General features: G+C 60.3%; 16 protein-coding genes. 9 read left to right on the plus strand and 7 right to left on the minus strand.

Translation table 11 applies throughout. From position 1 onward, the window contains the following. Positions 1–46 precede the first annotated feature (46 nt). From PY650_RS17720 to PY650_RS17740, 5 genes are all read left to right on the plus strand, one after another. A complete protein-coding gene (locus PY650_RS17720; protein ID WP_285880751.1) occupies positions 47–1,105 on the plus strand; it encodes an aromatic/alkene monooxygenase hydroxylase subunit beta in 1,059 nt (352 codons plus the stop codon). Between the two features lie 18 nt (positions 1,106–1,123). After that, positions 1,124–1,492 (plus strand): MmoB/DmpM family protein, encoded by a 369-nt coding sequence (locus PY650_RS17725; RefSeq protein ID WP_285870296.1) that lies wholly within the window; start codon positions 1,124–1,126, stop codon positions 1,490–1,492. Between the two features lie 70 nt (positions 1,493–1,562). Next, complete coding sequence (locus PY650_RS17730) at positions 1,563–2,585, plus strand: amidohydrolase family protein (RefSeq protein ID WP_285880752.1); 1,023 nt, start codon at positions 1,563–1,565, stop codon at positions 2,583–2,585. Between the two features lie 5 nt (positions 2,586–2,590). Further along, positions 2,591–3,403, plus strand: a complete 813-nt coding sequence (locus tag PY650_RS17735; RefSeq protein WP_285880753.1) for an iron-sulfur cluster assembly protein — start codon at positions 2,591–2,593, stop codon at positions 3,401–3,403. Positions 3,404–3,487: 84 nt separating this feature from the next. After that, the gene (locus tag PY650_RS17740) at positions 3,488–5,119 is read left to right on the plus strand and encodes a molecular chaperone GroEL (RefSeq protein ID WP_285880754.1); all 1,632 of its coding nucleotides are present in this window, start codon (positions 3,488–3,490) and stop codon (positions 5,117–5,119) included. Positions 5,120–5,289: 170 nt separating this feature from the next. On the opposite strand, the gene PY650_RS17745 is transcribed toward PY650_RS17740, so the two are convergent. From PY650_RS17745 to PY650_RS17755, 3 genes are all read right to left on the minus strand, one after another. Next, a complete protein-coding gene (locus PY650_RS17745; RefSeq protein ID WP_285880756.1) occupies positions 5,290–7,365 on the minus strand; it encodes a sigma-54-dependent Fis family transcriptional regulator in 2,076 nt (691 codons plus the stop codon). Between the two features lie 71 nt (positions 7,366–7,436). Then, complete coding sequence (locus PY650_RS17750) at positions 7,437–7,919, minus strand: hypothetical protein (protein WP_285880757.1); 483 nt, start codon at positions 7,917–7,919, stop codon at positions 7,437–7,439. A 135-nt stretch (positions 7,920–8,054) separates the two neighbouring features. Further along, positions 8,055–8,987, minus strand: coding sequence for a LysR family transcriptional regulator (locus PY650_RS17755; RefSeq protein WP_285880758.1), 933 nt, complete (start codon positions 8,985–8,987; stop codon positions 8,055–8,057). 94 nt (positions 8,988–9,081) lie between these two features. Here PY650_RS17755 and PY650_RS17760 point away from each other — a divergent pair, with 94 nt between their 5' ends. Further along, positions 9,082–9,873, plus strand: coding sequence for an NAD(P)H-dependent oxidoreductase (locus tag PY650_RS17760; RefSeq protein WP_285880759.1), 792 nt, complete (start codon positions 9,082–9,084; stop codon positions 9,871–9,873). Here the strand turns inward: PY650_RS17760 and PY650_RS17765 are convergent. Together PY650_RS17765 and PY650_RS17770 are read right to left on the minus strand one after the other, a co-directional pair. After that, positions 9,870–10,103, minus strand: coding sequence for a hypothetical protein (locus PY650_RS17765; protein ID WP_285880760.1), 234 nt, complete (start codon positions 10,101–10,103; stop codon positions 9,870–9,872). The two genes, PY650_RS17760 and PY650_RS17765, sit on opposite strands and share 4 nt — an antisense overlap. A gap of 35 nt (positions 10,104–10,138) precedes the next feature. Continuing rightward, a complete protein-coding gene (locus PY650_RS17770; protein ID WP_285880761.1) occupies positions 10,139–11,146 on the minus strand; it encodes a DUF4424 domain-containing protein in 1,008 nt (335 codons plus the stop codon). A 126-nt stretch (positions 11,147–11,272) separates the two neighbouring features. Here PY650_RS17770 and PY650_RS17775 point away from each other — a divergent pair, with 126 nt between their 5' ends. Both PY650_RS17775 and PY650_RS17780 read left to right on the plus strand, forming a co-directional pair. Continuing rightward, entirely contained in the window at positions 11,273–12,013 is a 741-nt protein-coding gene (locus PY650_RS17775) for a TlyA family RNA methyltransferase (RefSeq protein WP_285880762.1), read from the plus strand. Then, positions 12,010–13,260: a class I SAM-dependent RNA methyltransferase gene (locus tag PY650_RS17780; RefSeq protein ID WP_285880763.1), complete on the plus strand. Its 1,251-nt coding sequence runs from the start codon at positions 12,010–12,012 to the stop codon at positions 13,258–13,260. The genes PY650_RS17775 and PY650_RS17780 overlap by 4 nt, the downstream gene beginning before the upstream one ends. Positions 13,261–13,452: 192 nt before the next feature. On the opposite strand, the gene PY650_RS17785 is transcribed toward PY650_RS17780, so the two are convergent. Together PY650_RS17785 and PY650_RS17790 are read right to left on the minus strand one after the other, a co-directional pair. Beyond that, entirely contained in the window at positions 13,453–14,205 is a 753-nt protein-coding gene (locus tag PY650_RS17785; RefSeq protein ID WP_285880765.1) for a crotonase/enoyl-CoA hydratase family protein, read from the minus strand. A 10-nt stretch (positions 14,206–14,215) separates the two neighbouring features. Continuing rightward, positions 14,216–15,994 carry an acyl-CoA dehydrogenase family protein gene (locus PY650_RS17790; protein ID WP_285880766.1) on the minus strand — a complete coding sequence of 593 codons (1,779 nt, stop codon included), beginning with the start codon at positions 15,992–15,994 and terminating at the stop codon, positions 14,216–14,218. A gap of 282 nt (positions 15,995–16,276) precedes the next feature. Between PY650_RS17790 and PY650_RS17795 the strand changes: the two genes are divergently transcribed. Beyond that, positions 16,277–17,278 (plus strand): transporter, encoded by a 1,002-nt coding sequence (locus PY650_RS17795; protein WP_285880769.1) that lies wholly within the window; start codon positions 16,277–16,279, stop codon positions 17,276–17,278. Positions 17,279–17,389: the final 111 nt, after the last annotated feature.

Genomic DNA, 17,389 nt, shown 5'->3' on the forward strand with positions numbered 1-17,389 from the left:
CGGAGACCGAACAGCAACACTGCAACGCAACAAGGGAGCGAGAGCTATGCCAGCATTATCGAGTTCAGTCGGATCAGGGGCCGCCGGAGCGGCGATCTTTGCCGATTCCGACAGCCGCAAATACCGCTACTTCGATCCAAAAGGCCAGCGTGCCACCCATTACGAGGATGTCACCGTCGACGTCCAGCCGGATCCGGAACGTTATCTCATCCAGAACTGGATCATCTCCTTTGCCGATGGCAAGGGCGCATATGTCAAAGACAACACAGCCGCCAAAAGCTCCAACTGGCATGCTTTCCGCGCGCCGGACCAGGAATGGGAACGCACGCACTATCAGCGTCAGTCGAAGATCGAGTCCATGGTGCAGAGCGTGATTGCCAATGCACGCCGCGCCGGCGCGCCAAAGGCTTTCGACAAGACCTGGATCAAGATCCTTCAGGCACATCTCGGCGCGTGGAAACACGTCGAATTTGGACTGGGCACGTCGCTAATGCAGGCGCAGCGCTACGGCTACACGCAGATGATCAACAATGCCACGTTGACCAACTCATCCTACAAGCTTCGCCTTGCCCAGGACATAACGCTTTATCTCGCCGAGATCGGCATGGACATCCCGGGTTGGGATGACGAGCTCGGCAAAAAGCATTGGCTCGAGGACGGCATCTGGCAGGATACGCGCAAGGCGGTCGAAACGATCATGGGTGCGGCCGACTACCTCGAGCAGTATTTCGCCATCAACATCGTGTTCGAGCCATTGGTGGGCGAACTGTTTCGCTCAGGCTTCCTGATGCAGGCGGCCGCAGCAAATCATGACTTCGTCACCCCGCCAGTGATTTCCGCCGCCGAGGCCGACTACGAGCGCAACCTCGCCAACACGATCGACCTCATCTACGTGCTTGCCAACGATCCGTCCCACGGGGAGGCCAACCGCAAGCTTTTCCAGAGCTGGATCAAGAAGCATGGCGCGCTTGCTGACAAGGCCGCGGTCGGCCTGCAGCCGATCTGGTCGATGCCCCACTCCAAGCCGGTTTCGTTCGCCGACGTCCGTGCTCAATCCGAGGAGCGGATCGGCAACATTCTCGGTGAACTTGGTCTCAAGCGCTAATCCTGGGAGGATTCTGGCATGTCTACCGTAGCACGCGATGCGTCGCACGATAATATCTTTAAGTCGATGAAGGACATCACTTTCGAGCAGACGATCTCGGATCAATGTGGCGTCACGATGAACGACTCGGTCGAGGCCCGCGCCATCGCCGAATTCATGGGCAAGAAACCCGGCGTCACCGTCACCTACCAGCCTGCCATGATCCGCATCGACGGCAAGGGCAAGCTCATCTTCAAGATGGACGAGATCAGCGAATATCTCGGCCGCGAAATGACCGCCGAGATCTTCGAGGTCAACACCTCCACCCATTACGGCCGCATGGTACGCATCGATGACAACACCGTCATCCTGTTTGGCAACATGGACGAGGTCTTCGAATACATCTGATGTCGGGCAAAAGTGGCGCGCGCGAGGAGGCGCGCGCCATGGCGAAACGGTAAATCGAGAGGAGACCACCATGTATCTTACACCGGAAGGCAAGGAAATTTTTGTCATCGACGGTCATACGCACTTCTGGGACGGAAGCCCGGAGAACCAGCGCAACATCCACGGTAAGCAATTCGTCGAATGCTTTTATGGCTATCACACCGCGCTAAGCCCGAAGGAGCAGCTTTGGGACAAGAGCAAGTTCGAAAAATACAGCGCCGATGATCTTTACCGGGACCTCTTCATCGACGGTCCAGACGATGTCGCGATCGTTCAGTCGACCTATCTCAAGGATTTCTACAAGACGGGCTTCAACACGATCGAGCGCAATGCGGAGATGGCGCAGCGCTATCCGGAGCGCTTTATCGTCAACGGCTCGTTCGATCCGCGCGATGGAGAAAAGGCACTCGAATACATCCACTACATGAAGGAGACCTACGATATCCAGGGTGTGAAGATGTATACGGCCGAATGGAACGGCGCTTCCAAAGGATGGAAGTTGAACGATCCTGAAGCCTATCGCTGCTTCGAACTCTGCGAAAAGCTCGGGATCAAGAACATCCACGTCCACAAAGGCCCGACCATCATACCGCTCAGCAAGGACGCCTTCGACGTGCATGACGTCGATTACGCGGCGACCGATTTCCAAAACCTCAACTGGATCATAGAACATTGCGGCCTGCCGCGCCTCGACGATTTCTGTTGGATCGGCGTGCAGGAGACGAATGTCTATGGCGGCCTTGCCGTGGCGCTTCCCTTCATCCATTCGCGTCCGCGTTATTTCGCCGAGGTGATCTCCGAACTTCTCTTCTGGATCGGTCCGGAAAAGATCCTGTTCGGCTCCGACTACGCCATCTGGACGCCGCGCTGGCTGGTCGAGAAACTCTGGGCTTTCGATCTGCCGGAAGATATCAAGAAGGAACGGGGCGTAGACCTCACGCCAGAGATTAAGGAAAAGATCCTCGGCCTCAACGCCGCGCGTCTCTACAACATCGACATTGCGGCGAAGAGGAAGGCCCTTGCCGGATCACCCATCAGCATCGCTGCGGAGTAGCCGGAATGATCCTCCTAGATCAACTCGAAAGCCGCCAGAGGGAGCTCTGGCGGCGCCTGGAAGGGGTAAACGATCCCGAACTGGATGAGCCGGTCACAGAGATGGGCTTCGTCGAGAAAGCGCAGATCGCGGCCGACGGTCATGTCGACATCGACTTCCGCCTGCCGACCTACTGGTGTTCCCCGAATTTTGCGTTCCTCATGCTGGAGGATGTCAGGACGGCATTGGAAAGCCTGTCATGGTCATCATCCCACCAGATTACCCTTCACGATCACATGTTCGCGCAGGAGGTGAACCGAGGCGTTTCCGAGGGGAAGACCTTCGCCGAGATTTTCGGATCGCTCGCCGAGGACACAGACCTCGACGCGCTGCGCGGGACATTCAAGCAGAAGGCTTTCAAACGCCGACAGGAGTCGGTGATCCTCGATTTCAGACGCATGGGCCTTTCGGATGCAAGAATCGTCGCCATGACGATGGACGACTTCGATAGCCTCGCCGCCAACAGCGATGAGGCGGCTAAAGGCAGAGCACGTTATCGGGAGGCTCTTCAGGAACTGAGGCAAGGCGGCCTGCAGCCGCAAGATGCGGCGATCCTTCGCTGGGATGGAAAGCCGATCGAGGCGGAGGCTCTAGCTCCCTATCTCGCGGACCTGCGTAGCGTGCGGATCAATATGGAATTCAACGGCGCGCTTTGCCGTGGGCTGAAACAGACGCGCTACAAGGAAGTCGAGATGATCGACGGCGAGCCGACGCTGGTCGATTTCATTCTGGATCGGGTTCCCGCGCCGCAGACGGTCGGTTGTTCGACGCGTAGCTGAAGGCCGGCCTTAAGTAAGCAAGCAACGGCCTTCTGAGCATAAGGCCCCAATCAACAAACCACCCGTCAGGTGGAAGGAGGAGTCGTGCCTAAAGTGATGTTACACAATTTAGAAGCTCGTCGCGCGCTTGCTCGCGGCGTCAGTCAACTGGCCGCCGCCGTGGAGCCGACCCTCGGCCCGAAGGGGATGAATGCGATGATCGACCGTCCCCTCGGAACGCCGATGGTGACGCGCGACGGCGTCAGCATCGCCTCCGAGATCGAATTGCATGACCGATTCGAAAACATGGGCGCGCAGGTGGTCCGCGAGGTCTCGATGCAGACCAACGAAATCGCGGGTGACGGCACGACGACCGCGATCGTCCTTGCCAATGCACTGGTGCAAAAAGGTATCGAGGCGAGCGAACGCGGGGCGAAATCGGTTGACCTGTGCAAGGGCATCGATCTTGCGGTCGACAAGGTGATCGGAGCACTGAAAGCCACCGCCAAACCCGCCAAGGGCAACGGCACGCTGGCCGCCGTCGCCAATATCGCCGCCACGGACCCGAAACTCGGCGCGCTGGTTGCCGAAGCGTACGAGAAGGTCGGCCCCGACGGAGTCGTCACCACCGATTTCAGCGTCACGACCGAAACCACGCTGCATGTCGTGGAGGGCATGTCCTTCGACCGGGGGTATCTTTCTCACCACATGGTCACCGATCAGGAGAAGATGGAGGCTGTGCTCGACCGGCCCCTCATTCTGATGACAGACTTGAAAATCAAGGAGCCGGCGGCTTTGGACGCCGCGCGCGCCATTGCGGAAAAGGCCAGCCGGCCGCTGCTGATCGTCGCCGAGGAAGTGTCGCCCGAAGTGGTCGTGAGCCTGCTTGGCCGGCATGGTCCGGGAAAATATCTGATCGTCCATCCGCCGGAATACGGCCACTGGCGAAAGGCGATGATGGAGGATCTGGCGATCCTGACCGGCGGGCGGGTGATCGCCCGCGATCTCGGAGGCCGACTAGAAGCTGTAACGGCGGAAGATCTCGGAACAGCCGAGCGCGCCAAAACCAGCGCGACCCATACGACGATCGTCCGTGGCGGGGGTATTCAGGCAGCCATTGACGCGCGCCGCGCCCAGGTACAACGACAGTACGAGGTGGCTCCACCGAATATCGAGCAGGACAAATTGCGCGAGCGGCTGGCCAAGCTCTCCGGTGGCACCGCGATACTCTATGCCGGCGGCGCCACGCCGGTCGAACAGAAGCGAGCAATCCAGTTGATTGAGGATGCGCTGCACGCGGTTCGCGCGGCTGCCGAAGAAGGAGTGGTCGCGGGCGGAGGTTCCGCACTCGCACAGATCGCTCCTGTCCTCGACGAGATGATCAGGTCAGCGACACCGGAAGTGGGCGAAGGCGTCCGCCTTGTTCAATCCGTGCTCGCCCGCCCGCTCTGGAGAATTGCCACCAACGCCGCCGGCGATCCCGATGCCGTCGTATCCGAAGTCACCCGCATCAACGGCGGCTATGGCTACGATGCCTCAACCGGCAAATACCAGAACATGATCGAAGCTGGGATCATTGATCCGGTCCGGGTCACCTATACCGCACTTCAGAACGCCGCCTCCGTCGCCAAGCTGATCTTGACGACCGAGACGCTGATTGGCGACCTTGCCGAGGACGAGGATCCTACGGCAGGGCCTGCACTCGGTGGCGGAGCGGAGAAACTCGGTCGTCCGTGATCGCCACAACCTCCGCCCTCGATCGCCGCGAAACAAGGACAGTCGCGGCGACCGGCGGCCAATAGAAGCGAAATACGTGTGAAAATCATCGGGCGATGAAGAGACCCGATGACAGGGGATGCCATGGGGTCTTGGAGGTCCGACGTTGGACGGGACTCTGTCGTGGGCAATCACACGAAGCTGCGGCGAATGCCGAACTGTTCCAGTTTCCTGTAGAGAGTCGGACGCGATATACCGAGCCGCTGGGCGACCTTGCTGAGATTGCCACCTTCGGCCGCGAGCGCGTTCCTGATCGCCTGTCGCTCTGCCTCCTCGAAACTGCAGACGGGATTGTCCATTGCATTGGTGATCGAGGCTACCGGCAGAGCGGGAGAACCGGCGGACAGTTCGGTGATATCGGTAGGCAGATCGTCAACATCGATGAAGCCGTTTCGAGTGAGCAGATGCAGGCGCTCCACGAGATTGCGCAATTCGCGGACATTGCCCGGCCAGTGATATGCGAGGAGCGCGTCGAGCGCCTCGTTCGAGAAATGCAGCGGCTCTATCTCCTTGCGTGCCGCCAGCCGTCGGTTGAAATGCTCAAGCAGCAGCAAGCTGTCGCTGTCACGTTCCCGCAGTGCCGGAATACGGATGGATACAGTGCTGATTCGATAGAACAGGTCTCTCCGGAAACGGCCGGCCCCGACCTCCGCCTTCAGGTCGCGGTTGGTGGAGGCGACAAGCCTGACATCGACCAGCCGCGCCTGGTTGTCGCCCAGACGGTGGACTACGCGCTCCTCCAGCACTCGCAAGAGGAAGGGCTGGATGTCCAAAGGCATCTCGCCGATCTCATCGAGGCTGAGGACACCGCCGTTGGCGCGTTCGAACACACCGGCCTTACCCTCGCGGGATGCTCCCGTGAAAGCACCGCTGACATGTCCGAACAGCTCGCTGCCGAACAGTTCCTTGGTGATCGCGCCGCAGTTGAACGCGACAAAGGGGTTGACCGGTGAATTCCCGCCGCCAGCATGGATGAGCCTGGCGAAAAGCTCCTTGCCCACGCCGGTCTCCCCTTCGATCAGTAGCGAGGTCACGTCTTTCGTCTCGGCGACCTTGCAGGCGACGTCGATGGCGGCAATAAGTGCGTCGCTTTCGCCGACGATCTGTGCGCGCGCCTCCTTCAACCGCTGCGACGGCTCGCTGCCGCCGATCCGGAATGTCCTGCTGATTGGGGCTTTCGGAAAAACCAGCGCCGCTCCGTGGACATGTCCGTCGAACTCCAGCGGACGTACGTGGCAGGATTGCATGTCCCGCGGAAGCGCGCGGGCAATGTTGTCGAGAAAGCCGGAGTTCGTCAGCTCCGGCAACCGACAGTTACTGCCATCTTGAAGGATGTCGCCAAAGCGCTTCTTCTCGGTAATCGGTACATTGTTGCTGTAGACCGCACGACCCTGCCGGTCGATGATCATGACGCCGTCACTGGAACGGTGATGGCTTGCCGATGCGATAAAGGCTTCGAGCAAGTGAATACGCTCCTCATTTTGCGAGTCCGACAGCGCCCGTTCTATCTCGCGAGCCGCTGCCGCGACCAGCGCTATGTTGTGCGGCCGAAAAATGTCGGGATGGCCGGAAAGATCGACAACACCGATCACCTTCCCGTCAAAGGGATCGCGGATCGGAGCACCGGCACAGGTCCATGTCTTGATGCCGGCGCAGAAATGCTCGGCAGCGTGGACGAAAACCGGTTCGCCGGTCCAGAGGGCCGTGCCGATGCCATTGGTGCCGACAACGTCCTCGGTCCACTTGCCACCCACACCGAGATGAATGTCCATTCCGTCATAGATGGTCTTCTTGTCGCCGATGACATCGATCAGCACCCCGTCGCCGTCGGCGAGAACCAGCATCGCACCAGTACCATTAAGCATCCTGCCGATGGCGGAAAACGGACGCTTGGCCGCCACAAGCAACTCGGAGCTGCTTCTTGCCAATGCTTCCACGACATCCTTGTCAGTTTCCAGCGGTGCTTCGTTGCGCTGCGCATCGATGCCGCCATTTGCGCAGCGATACCAAGAGTCGCCGATCGTCGATCTGACAGGCAGATACCTACGGGCCGGTTCGAGTCGTCCTTCCAGCAGGCTTTCCCAGGCCCGCATCGTAATTAGTTCATCGTAAGTCGAGTGAAACGCTGCATCGGCGGCCACCAGCTCGCCGACATGTGCTGATCGAGAAGGGTTCGGGCGTCCTGCCGTATGCGAACCTTGCTTCATGCGTGCACCCCGCATTCAAGTTGGATTTGACGTTTAGTACGGCTTTCCGATCAAAACGCGGCCTTACGCCGTCACGTCTCGGGGGGAATGTCGACCCTTTGGCCGATATCGGAGGCGAGCTCCATGTTCGAATAGCACGGTCCGATCGCGACGCCGTCGACATCCGCCAGCAACCTGATCTCGTCATCGTCCAGAGGAGCGATGAAGCCGTTTGCGCTGGTCGCGAGTATGAAGATCTTTGTGCCTCCGCGTTCCCGAATGTCGCCGAAGTGTTTCAGCTGCCGCCCCGACTCAATGTCCACGGCGACCACACGGCCGTTGGCGGTCACTCTCACTCTCGGTTCGGGATGAGGATTTGGCTTTTCGCCGTCGCCAATATGAATGATCAGGCCTCCCGCCTGCGGTTTCGGCTTCGGTTTTCTCAGTTCCGAGTAGCGTCCGTTACTAAGTTGATCCGCAAGCTTGGTGATGACACCCCGGTTCTGCTCTATGAGCCGTTTGACCTGCACATCCTCCCGGCGCGGACCGTCCCGCTTCGAAAATATCTCGACCATGAATCCTCCCAGATTCCGTCTGGCCTAGCTATGCAATTTCTTGGCGGCGCCTTTGGCGATTATTGCATAGCTGGAATCTGAGTATCCTACATGAGGATCGGGGCCGCAAGGTGGTACCCGAATGCGGCATCGGCGCTAGCGCTCCGGCCGCGGCTTTTCGATCCCCGGGATGAGGCCAATCTGCGCAGCGAGAAAGTCAACCAGCAACCGGACTCTCGCAATGCCCGCGCGTTCCGGGACAATCAGCATGCTCAGTGGAACGAGCGGCGGCGAATAGTCCGGCAGGATCGCCTCCAGCCGACCGGCCGCCAGGAGATCATCGACAAGCCATCGATGGGCGGGTGCAATGCCGCGCCCGGCAACGAGGGCCTCGCGCGCGGCAAGACCGTGGTCGACCCGAAATCGTCCTGCGAACGGAACCGCATGATGCTGACCTTCCGGCCCCCGCAAGCTTAGAATATCGCTGCCGGCAATATTCGACATCCGGATGCCTTCATGGACCGAAAGGTCCTGTGGGGCAGTCGGCCTCCCCCGTTTCGCCAGATAATCCGGTGCCGCGACAAGCAAGCGCCGAGACTGGCCGAGGGCTCGCAGTTTCATCGAACTGTCGGTGAGCGGGCCCAAACGAAGCGCAATATCGACGCCCTCGCGCACGAGGTCGACGCGCTCGTCGGTGAGGCTGAGGTCGACACCGATGTCGGGATAGCGGTCCTGAAATGCAAAGATCAGCTGGCTGACGTGCAAGACTCCGAAAGCCGCCGTGCAGGATATCCGGATCGTGCCGGCGGGCGCGCCGCGTGTACCCCGCGCCTCATCGCCGGCTTGCTCGACAAGGCGCAGGATCTGAATGCAATTGTCGTAATAGCGGCTACCCTCTTCGGTCACCGCGACACGCCGGGTGGTTCTGCTGAGCAAAGCCACGCCCACAGCTTCCTCCAGCTCCCGCAGATGCCGCGTGACCGTCGACTGGCCGACACCGAGTTCCCGCGCAACCGCCGACAGGCTCCCGCGCTCGGCGACCCGCACGAAGGTGCGCATGCGCTCAAGGGTGACGTCCAACTTATCCATTTTTCGGCACAATCTTATGCACTCCCTCCATATAGTGCATTGGCGCTGCACTATCTAGCTTGAGGGCCGACCGACCAATCAGGAATATCGACCCATGAGAGTTCTACTTGTCTTTGCCCATCCCGAACCGCGCTCGCTAAATGGGGCACTCCGCGACATCGCCATCAAGGAGCTCGAATCCCAGGGCCATGAGGTCTGCGTATCGGACCTTTATGCCGACGGCTGGAAATCCGAGATCGATCGCGCTGACTTTCCATGGCTAGCGCCAGATGCTCAGCTCATACCGGGCGCAGCTTCCAAAAGGGCTTTCGAGGCCAATGCACTGACCGCGGATGTCAAGGCCGAGATCGAAAAGCTGCGGTGGGCCGATATGCTGATTCTGCAGTTCCCCCTCTGGTGGTTCACCATGCCGGCGATCCTTAAGGGTTGGGTCGACCGGGTATTCGCCTATGGCTTTGCCTATGGGGTGGGTGAACACAGCGATAAGCGCTGGGGTGATCGCTACGGTGAGGGAACGCTCGCTGGAAAGCGCGCAATGCTGATCGTAACCGCCGGCGGCTGGCAAGAGCATTATACCCCGCGTGGAATCAACGGACCGATCGACGATCTGCTATTTCCAATCAATCACGGGATCCTTTATTACCCGGGTTACGAGGTGCTTCCGCCCTTCGTGGTCTACAGGGTCGATCGTTTCGACGAGGCCGGCTTCCAATCAGCAGCGGAGCGCCTGCGCGAAAGGATGCGGACGATCAAGACCGCTTCGCCGATCCCCTATCGGCGGCAAAATGGCGGTGACTATCTGATCCCCAGCATGCAGCTCCGCACCGAACTGGGCGATCCAGGTGCGACCGGCTTCGCACTTCACCTGGACAGCACTAACCTCTAGCCTGCTATACAATGGCCCTCCCATAAGGAGAGGGCCAAAGAGGCCATCTCGTCCTGAGCGACCGCGGCAGACGTCGCATTGCCGCCGAAAGCCTTGGCGACGGTGCGCCCCAGTGCACGTGGCGGATAAGCTGCCGGCTTTGAGCGCGCCGTCGCCATTGCCGGCCGTGCGGAAGTCGCCTGCGGTGCATCGCAGAGCTTGAATTGATGCAGCAAGTTGTTGAAAATCATTTAATTTAGTGCAGTGCAAAAAGTGCAGCGATACTCTAATTCTGAGGTGCCGCATTGAGGATCAGAATATCCAGGTCGTGTTCGGGATAGAAATCCTCCGCGGTCACCTGAAAGGTTGTCGGGCCGGTTTTCTTGACGCCCGTGCCGCAGAAGCTGACGTAGTTGTCCGGGCTGCCCTTATCGACCGTCAATTGGAAATGCTTAATCGGACCGGACCAGTTGGCGCCCGTCGTGAGCACATAGGAAATCCAGCTTTCGGTATAGGCGCGGCCACCCTTGTCGGCGGCTGCGGATAGTTTGCCGGCGGTTTTGACGAAGGTGTCATCCACACAGTATTTGGTCTGATAGCTGTTGAGTTGCGCTTTCTTGTAATCGTCGTCGCCAGCAAAGGTGATGGCGACCGTGCCGCCAACGCTCGGCTTGTAGCGATGCTGCACACTGATCTTGGCACTGGCCGGAAATTTCGTCCGCCACCAATAGGTCGTGTGCAAGGTCCACATGGGCGTCGGGTGGTGCTTCATGCCCTGGCCGTCATTGTCATATTCATCGTCGGCAATAAGGCCACGAGCCGTCCAGTCCTCGAGTATATCGGGTGGCAGCTTCGCAACCGCATCCAGCGTCGCTTTGCTGAGCGGCAGCATCGGAATGTCATGCGCCTTAAGCTCCGCCGTCATGTCAATACCGGCGACGGTGACGCTCTGTTGCAACGCCGGCATGATCGGCTTGCCGTCCTGCGCGACAGTGAAATCGAGAAAATTATCGGCATCGACGTCACCGGTGGCGACCATACTGTCGATGTCGCCCTGAATATCCGGCATCGGAAAGGCGACGAGGCTTTCGACATCCTTATCCGAGGTGTTCTGGAAGATGTAATCGACCCGCACCTCGGTCGGGGAAATGAAGAGCTTTTCGTCATTCATGCTGATGTCGCGGCTGCGGACATAGGCGAGGCCGCCGGTCTTGAGTTCGGCCATGCTATCATTCGCCAAGGCCGGCACAGCAAACATCGCCATAGCCATCACGTAGCCGCAAACCCCGCGCATTCGAACCCCCATCTACCGCCGGTTTTGCTGCGATTATGGCCAGATACCGCATAGCGTCAACGCGACATTCGCCACCAGCAGCACAAAACGCTTGCAACACAAACCATTGCCCGGCATGGACATCCTATGTCCGAACCGCAACGCCTCGACCAGCTACTCGTTTCCCTCTCGCTTTTCGCCAGCCGCTCGCGGGCGCGCGACGCCATTCAGCGAGGCACGGTGACGGTTGACGGCAAGGTGGTGAGCAAGCCGGGCGCGCTGTTTACCGACGAAGCTGAAATCGCGATCAATGATCCGGCGCAGGATTATGTTTCGCGGGCCGCGCTGAAGCTGGTGGCCGTGCTGGATCATTTCCAACTCGACCCCGGAGGGCAGCACTGTCTCGATATCGGCGCGTCGACCGGCGGCTTCACCGAGGTGCTGCTGCAGTGGGGCGCGGCGCATGTCACCGCTATCGATGTCGGCCATGGACAGATGCATCCGCGCCTATCAGCCGATCCGCGCGTCACCAATATCGAGGGACTGAACGCTCGAAATCTGACGACCGAGGATATTGGCGGGCCGGTAAACTTCATCGTCTCCGACGTTTCCTTCATCTCGCTGAAGCTGGCGCTGGCACCGGCCCTTGCGCTCGCCCAGCCGGGCTCGCACTGTGCGCTGCTTGTGAAGCCGCAATTCGAGGCAGGGCGCGAGGCGATCGGCAAGGCCGGCCTGTTGAAGGATCCCTCCTCCGGGCCCGCGGTCGCGGCGGAGCTGGAACGCTGGCTCATCGAGGACATGGGCTGGCGCAGTCTCGGCCTCATCCCCTCGCCGATCGCGGGTGGCGACGGCAACCAGGAATTTCTTCTCGCAGGGATCAAGCCATGAGCACCGAAACCGTCACCATCCAGAAGCTCGGCGCCCAGGGCGACGGCATTGCGCAAAGCGCTGACGGGCCGATCTATGTGCCCTTCACGCTGCCCGGCGAGACCATTGCCATCGCACGCGTGAAAAGCCATGGCACGTTGATGTCCATCGCTGAAGCTTCGCCCGATCGGCAGGAGCCGCGCTGTCGGCATTTTGGGCCGGACGGCGTCAACGGCGCCTGTGGCGGATGCACGCTCCAGCACTATGCCGATGCGCCCTATCGCGCCTTCAAGCGCCAGCTCGTGGTCGACGCATTGCGTTCCAAGGGGCTGACGCCGGAAGTGGATGAGCTCATCACCGCACATCCAGGCGAACGTCGGCGTGTCGTCTTCGCAGCCCGCAAGACCGAGAAGGGCATGCTGATCGGCTTCAATCAGGCGGAAAGCCACCATATCGTTGCCATCGAGGAATGTCCGATTGCGTCGGCCGGGATCATGTCGCGGCTGCCATCGATCACAGCTGTTGGGGCAGCACTCGCCGTCAACGCGGACGCATTTCGCATCTCCGTTCTGGAGACGCACTCCGGCCTCGACATAGCCGTCGACGACATCAAAAAACTCTCCGACAAACAGCGACGCAGCGCCATCGAGACCATTCTTTCACTTCGCGGCGTCGCCCGCGTCTCTTTGAACGGCGAGATCCTGGTCGAGCCCTTGAAGCCGGTGGTCGATTTCGGCGGCGTGCAGGTCTCGCCACCACCGGGCGCATTTACTCAGGCAACGAAGCCGGCAGAAGACGCCATGGCCGAATTGGTCGCCGCCCATGTCTCCAAGGCGAAGCGCATCGCCGATCTCTTCGCCGGCAGCGGCACCTTCTCGCTGCGCCTGGCGCGCATCGCTCGCGTGCATGCGGTCGAAGGGGAAGATAAACCGCTGGCTGCGCTCGACCATGCAGCGCGTAATACGCAGGGACTGAAACCGGTGACCACCGAGCGCCGCGACCTTTTCCGCCGGCCGCTGATGGCGCATGAATTGAAGGCCTACGACGCCGTCGTCTTCGATCCGCCGCGCGCCGGCGCCGAATTCCAGAGCAAGGAACTGGCTCGATCGGCAGTCAAGAAGATCATCGCCGTCTCCTGCAACCCGTCCACTCTTGCTCGCGATCTGGCCTTGCTAGTCGAAAGCGGCTACAGCATCACAAGTGTGACGCCGATCGACCAATTCCTGTGGACCTCGCATGTCGAGGTGGTGGCGGCGCTGGAGAAATGACGACACGAGCTTAGGGGCCAATCCTCGTGGTTCGAGACGGCCCTGCGAGACCCTCACCACGAGGTGGTGTGACCCCGCCTTTCAACATGGCTGGTCCCGCAAGAAAAAAGAGGCGAGCAGATCAGCCCTCATGATGAGGTGGGAACGAAGTGACCCCTCGAACCACCAGGAAGGTAAGGACAAAGAACCACCTCACCGCTTCATGAATGCCTCAAACGCCGCCCTGGCCTCCGCGCTCTTCAACTGCGCAGCAAAGTGTCTCGCCTCCTCGTCGATGCGGGCGAGAACGTCCTCGGTGGAACCTCGCATCAGGTCGCGCGCGATCCGCAGGGCCTCGGGCGGTTTGGCCGCAAGTTTGGCGGCGAGCGACAGGGTCTCGGCCTCAAGCGATTTCGGCGAAGTGATTTTCCAGATCAGGCCGGCATCTTTCGCTTCCGCGGCCGAAAAGCCCTCGCCAGCGGCCAACATGGCGAAGGCGCGCTGGTGGCCCATGAGACGCGGAGCGATCAGGCTAGAGGCTGCTTCGGGGACGAGGGCAAGATCGACGAAGGGCGTCTTGAACAGGCTGCGGTCGGAAGCGATGGTAAGATCGCAATGCAGGTGGATCGTGGCCCCGACACCAATCGCCAGGCCGTCGACGCCGGAGATCACAGGCTTTTTCGCCGTCGCCAGCGCTCCCAGGAAGTCCAGCACCTCGCGACCCATGGTGCCGCTCGTAGCGAAGGCCAGGAAATCGGCCAAATCGTTGCCGGCGGAAAAGCAGCCTTCGCTGCCCAGAAACGCGGTGACGCGAATGTCCGAGGCCTCATTGGCTGCCCGCAAAGCGTCGGTCATCGTCTGATACATGGCACGGGTGAAGGCATTTTTCTTTTCCGGCCGGTTAAAGCGGATCACCTGCACATATGGCGCGGCGTTAGGACGCTGGATCAGAATGTGGTCGGTCAAGTCTATGTCCTCAGGCAAGAGCGATGCGCGCCGCTTCGAGGCTGGAGGCGCCGGCGACGATACGGTCCGTGAGTGCTGTGGTTTCGGCCAAAATGTTTTCCGCGGCGAAGCGGCAGAGCGCTATGCGCTTGTCGCTCTCGCCATCCGAAGCCTCTGCCAGACCAGCTTTGGCGAGATAGCAGCCCGTCAGGACTAGACCGAAGAGCCGCTGATAGGGTGTGGCACCCGCCAAAGCCTCAGCGACACGGCGTTCCGCCTGACGCACCAACAGCCATTCGCTTGCCGCTTCGAGGTCGGTGATGGCAGCGTAAAGCCGTTCAGCCGTCTCGCCGAAACCGTCAAGATTGGATCTGGCAACGGCATCGGCGGTTTCTCGCAGCTCGTGGGCGAAGCCACGCACATGGTCGCCATTGGTAATTGTTAGCTTACGCGTTACCAGGTCGATCGCCTGGATGCCGTTGGTGCCTTCATAGATCGGCGCAATGCGGGCGTCGCGCAGCAGGCGGGCCGCGCCCGTCTCCTCGATAAAGCCCATGCCACCATGCACCTGAATACCGAGCGAGGCGACATCGACGCCGGCATCGGTGGAAAACGACTTGGCGATCGGCGTCAGCAATGCGGCGCGCTCCTGCCAATGCCGCGCCCGGCCCGGATCGCGATGAGACATGTCGATGGCCTCCGCGCAGGCGTAGCAAATAGCGCGCGAGCCTTGCGTCAGCGCCTTCATGGTCAGCAGCATGCGAGCAATGTCGGGATGTTCGATGATAGGACTCATGCCTGCGCTCGTCGTACCCGGCGCCCGGCCCTGCGTGCGCTCTTTTGCGTAAGCGATGGCCTTTTGCGTGGCAGCCTCGGCGATCGCCACCCCCTGGATACCGACGGCGAGGCGCGCGTTGTTCATCATCGTGAACATGCAGGCGAGACCTTTATTCTCCTCGCCGACGAGCCAGGCCACAGCGCCCTTCTCGGCCCGGTATTTGCCGTCGCCGTAGACTATCGTGCAGGTCGGCGAGCCGTGGATGCCGAGTTTGTGCTCCAGCGAATGCGCGAAATAATCGTTGCGGGCGCCGAGCGAGCCGTCATCGTCGACAAGGAATTTCGGCACAAGAAACAGGGAGATGCCGCGCGTGCCCGCAGGCGCATCCTGCAGGCGAGCGAGCACGAAATGGACGATATTCTCCGCCGCCTCATGATCGCCCCAGGTAATGAAAATCTTCTGGCCGTACAGGCGATAGGTGCCGTCGTCGCGGCGTTCGGCGCGGGTGCGCAGCGCGCCAACATCTGAGCCGGCATGCGGCTCAGTCAGGTTCATCGTGCCGGCCCATTCACCGGAAACCAGTTTTGCCAAATATTTGCGCTTAAGGTCTTCGCTGCCGTGGGCGATCAGCGCCTCGACCGCCCCCATGGTCAGCGTCGGCGCGAGGCCAAAGGCCATGGAAGCGGAATTCCACATTTCCAGCGTGGCGATATTCAACATGTGCGGCAGGCCCTGACCGCCAAACTCCTCCGGCGCACTCAGCCCGTTCCAACCGCCCGCGATCCAGTCGCGATAGAGCTTTTCCCAGCCATCCGGCAGCACCACCTTGCCATCGACGAGCTTCGCGCCCTGCCTGTCGCCGATCCCGGCCAGCGGTTCAATCACGTCCCCGGCGAAACGGCCGGCCTCCGTCAGGATGGCATCGACGACATCGCTACTGAGATCGCCGAGGCGCCCCTCTTCGATGGCCTGCCCCATGCCGGCGACATGCTTCAGCGTAAACGCGATTTCCTCGACCGGCGCCTTGTACATGATCTTCTCCTCCGCGGTGATGATGCCGACAGTCTATCTCACCCAGGCTATCGGCTGCATGTTTATAACTATTTGATTTTTACGTAAACGTCAATTTTACGAGGCAATCTCCATGGGACCAAAATTGCGTCCGCAACCCAGCAATTCGCCAAGCACCCGATCCTCCACCTGCGGCATATCCGCTCTCTTGCACTATTGTTGCACCGCATATCGGACTTGCATAAACAACCGTCATGAATATTGACTATGGCAACTACCTCGATATTCGAACGACCCGGCGCCATGAACACGTTTACGTCAACCTCCATGATACCCGGTCTCGTCTGGGCTTATCGCCTGCGTCCCGGCGCGAACAAGCCCGAGCGGCTGGCGGATAACACCGACCGCATCAAGCTTTTTGCTGAGGACGGCTTTCTATGGCTGCATCTGAACCTCGTGGACGCACGCGTGCCCGCCTTTCTGGAGGATGCAACGGGGCTGAACGAAGCGGCTCGCATGGCGCTCACGACGCATGAGACCCACGCGACCCTCACCGTTGACGAGCAGATGCTGTTCGGCACTCTGATCGATTTCCAGCGCGAATTCGACCAGGATACCCGGGATATCGGCTGGCTGCATTTCGTGCTCACCGATCGGATGCTGATCACCACCCGCCTGCAGCCGCTGCGCAGTGTCGAGCGGGCGCGCATGCATATCGAAAAAAATGCCGCCAAATTCTCCCGTCCACTCGATATTTTCGAACTGCTGGTCGTCGAGTTCCAGCGCACCTTGATCTCCTTGGTCATCGAGATGACCGAGGAAATGAACCTTATCGAGGATTTCGTTTACGAGACTGCGCCGCGCGACGAACGCCGGCGGCTGGCGCCCGTGCGCCGGACGATCGTGCGCCTGCACCGGCATCTACGCACCGTGTTGACGCTGATGCGCCGGGCCGGGGCATCCGACGACGAGGAGATGCCGCTCGGTTTCGAGGATGTCGCCAGCCGATTGACTGCCCGGCTTGAGGCAGTCGATCATGACGTCTACGCGCTACAGGAGCGGGCCAGGCTGCTGCACGAAGAAATCGACTCGAAGCTTTCCTCTGAGATCAACCGCCATCTCTACATCCTGTCCATCATGACGGCTTTCCTGTTACCGCCGACGCTGGTCACCGGCTTTTTTGGCATGAACACGTCGAATCTACCTTTTTCAGGTGGCAGCGGGGGCACTGGATATGCCATTGGCCTGATCATCGCCTCGATGGCGTTCGCCTGGTGGCTATTAAAGCGAGTAAATATTCTCTGACCGCAGGATATGCATATCGGCATAGGGGGCGATCGTATTTGATCGCGCCCCTGCCACACCACCCGGCATGCGGGTCCGCACCGGGCGGTTCGAGAGATTGAGGTTAAGTGA

Source organism: Martinezella calliandrae (genome assembly GCF_030272695.1).
In the GTDB taxonomy this organism is placed as follows: domain Bacteria; phylum Pseudomonadota; class Alphaproteobacteria; order Rhizobiales; family Rhizobiaceae; genus Rhizobium; species Rhizobium calliandrae.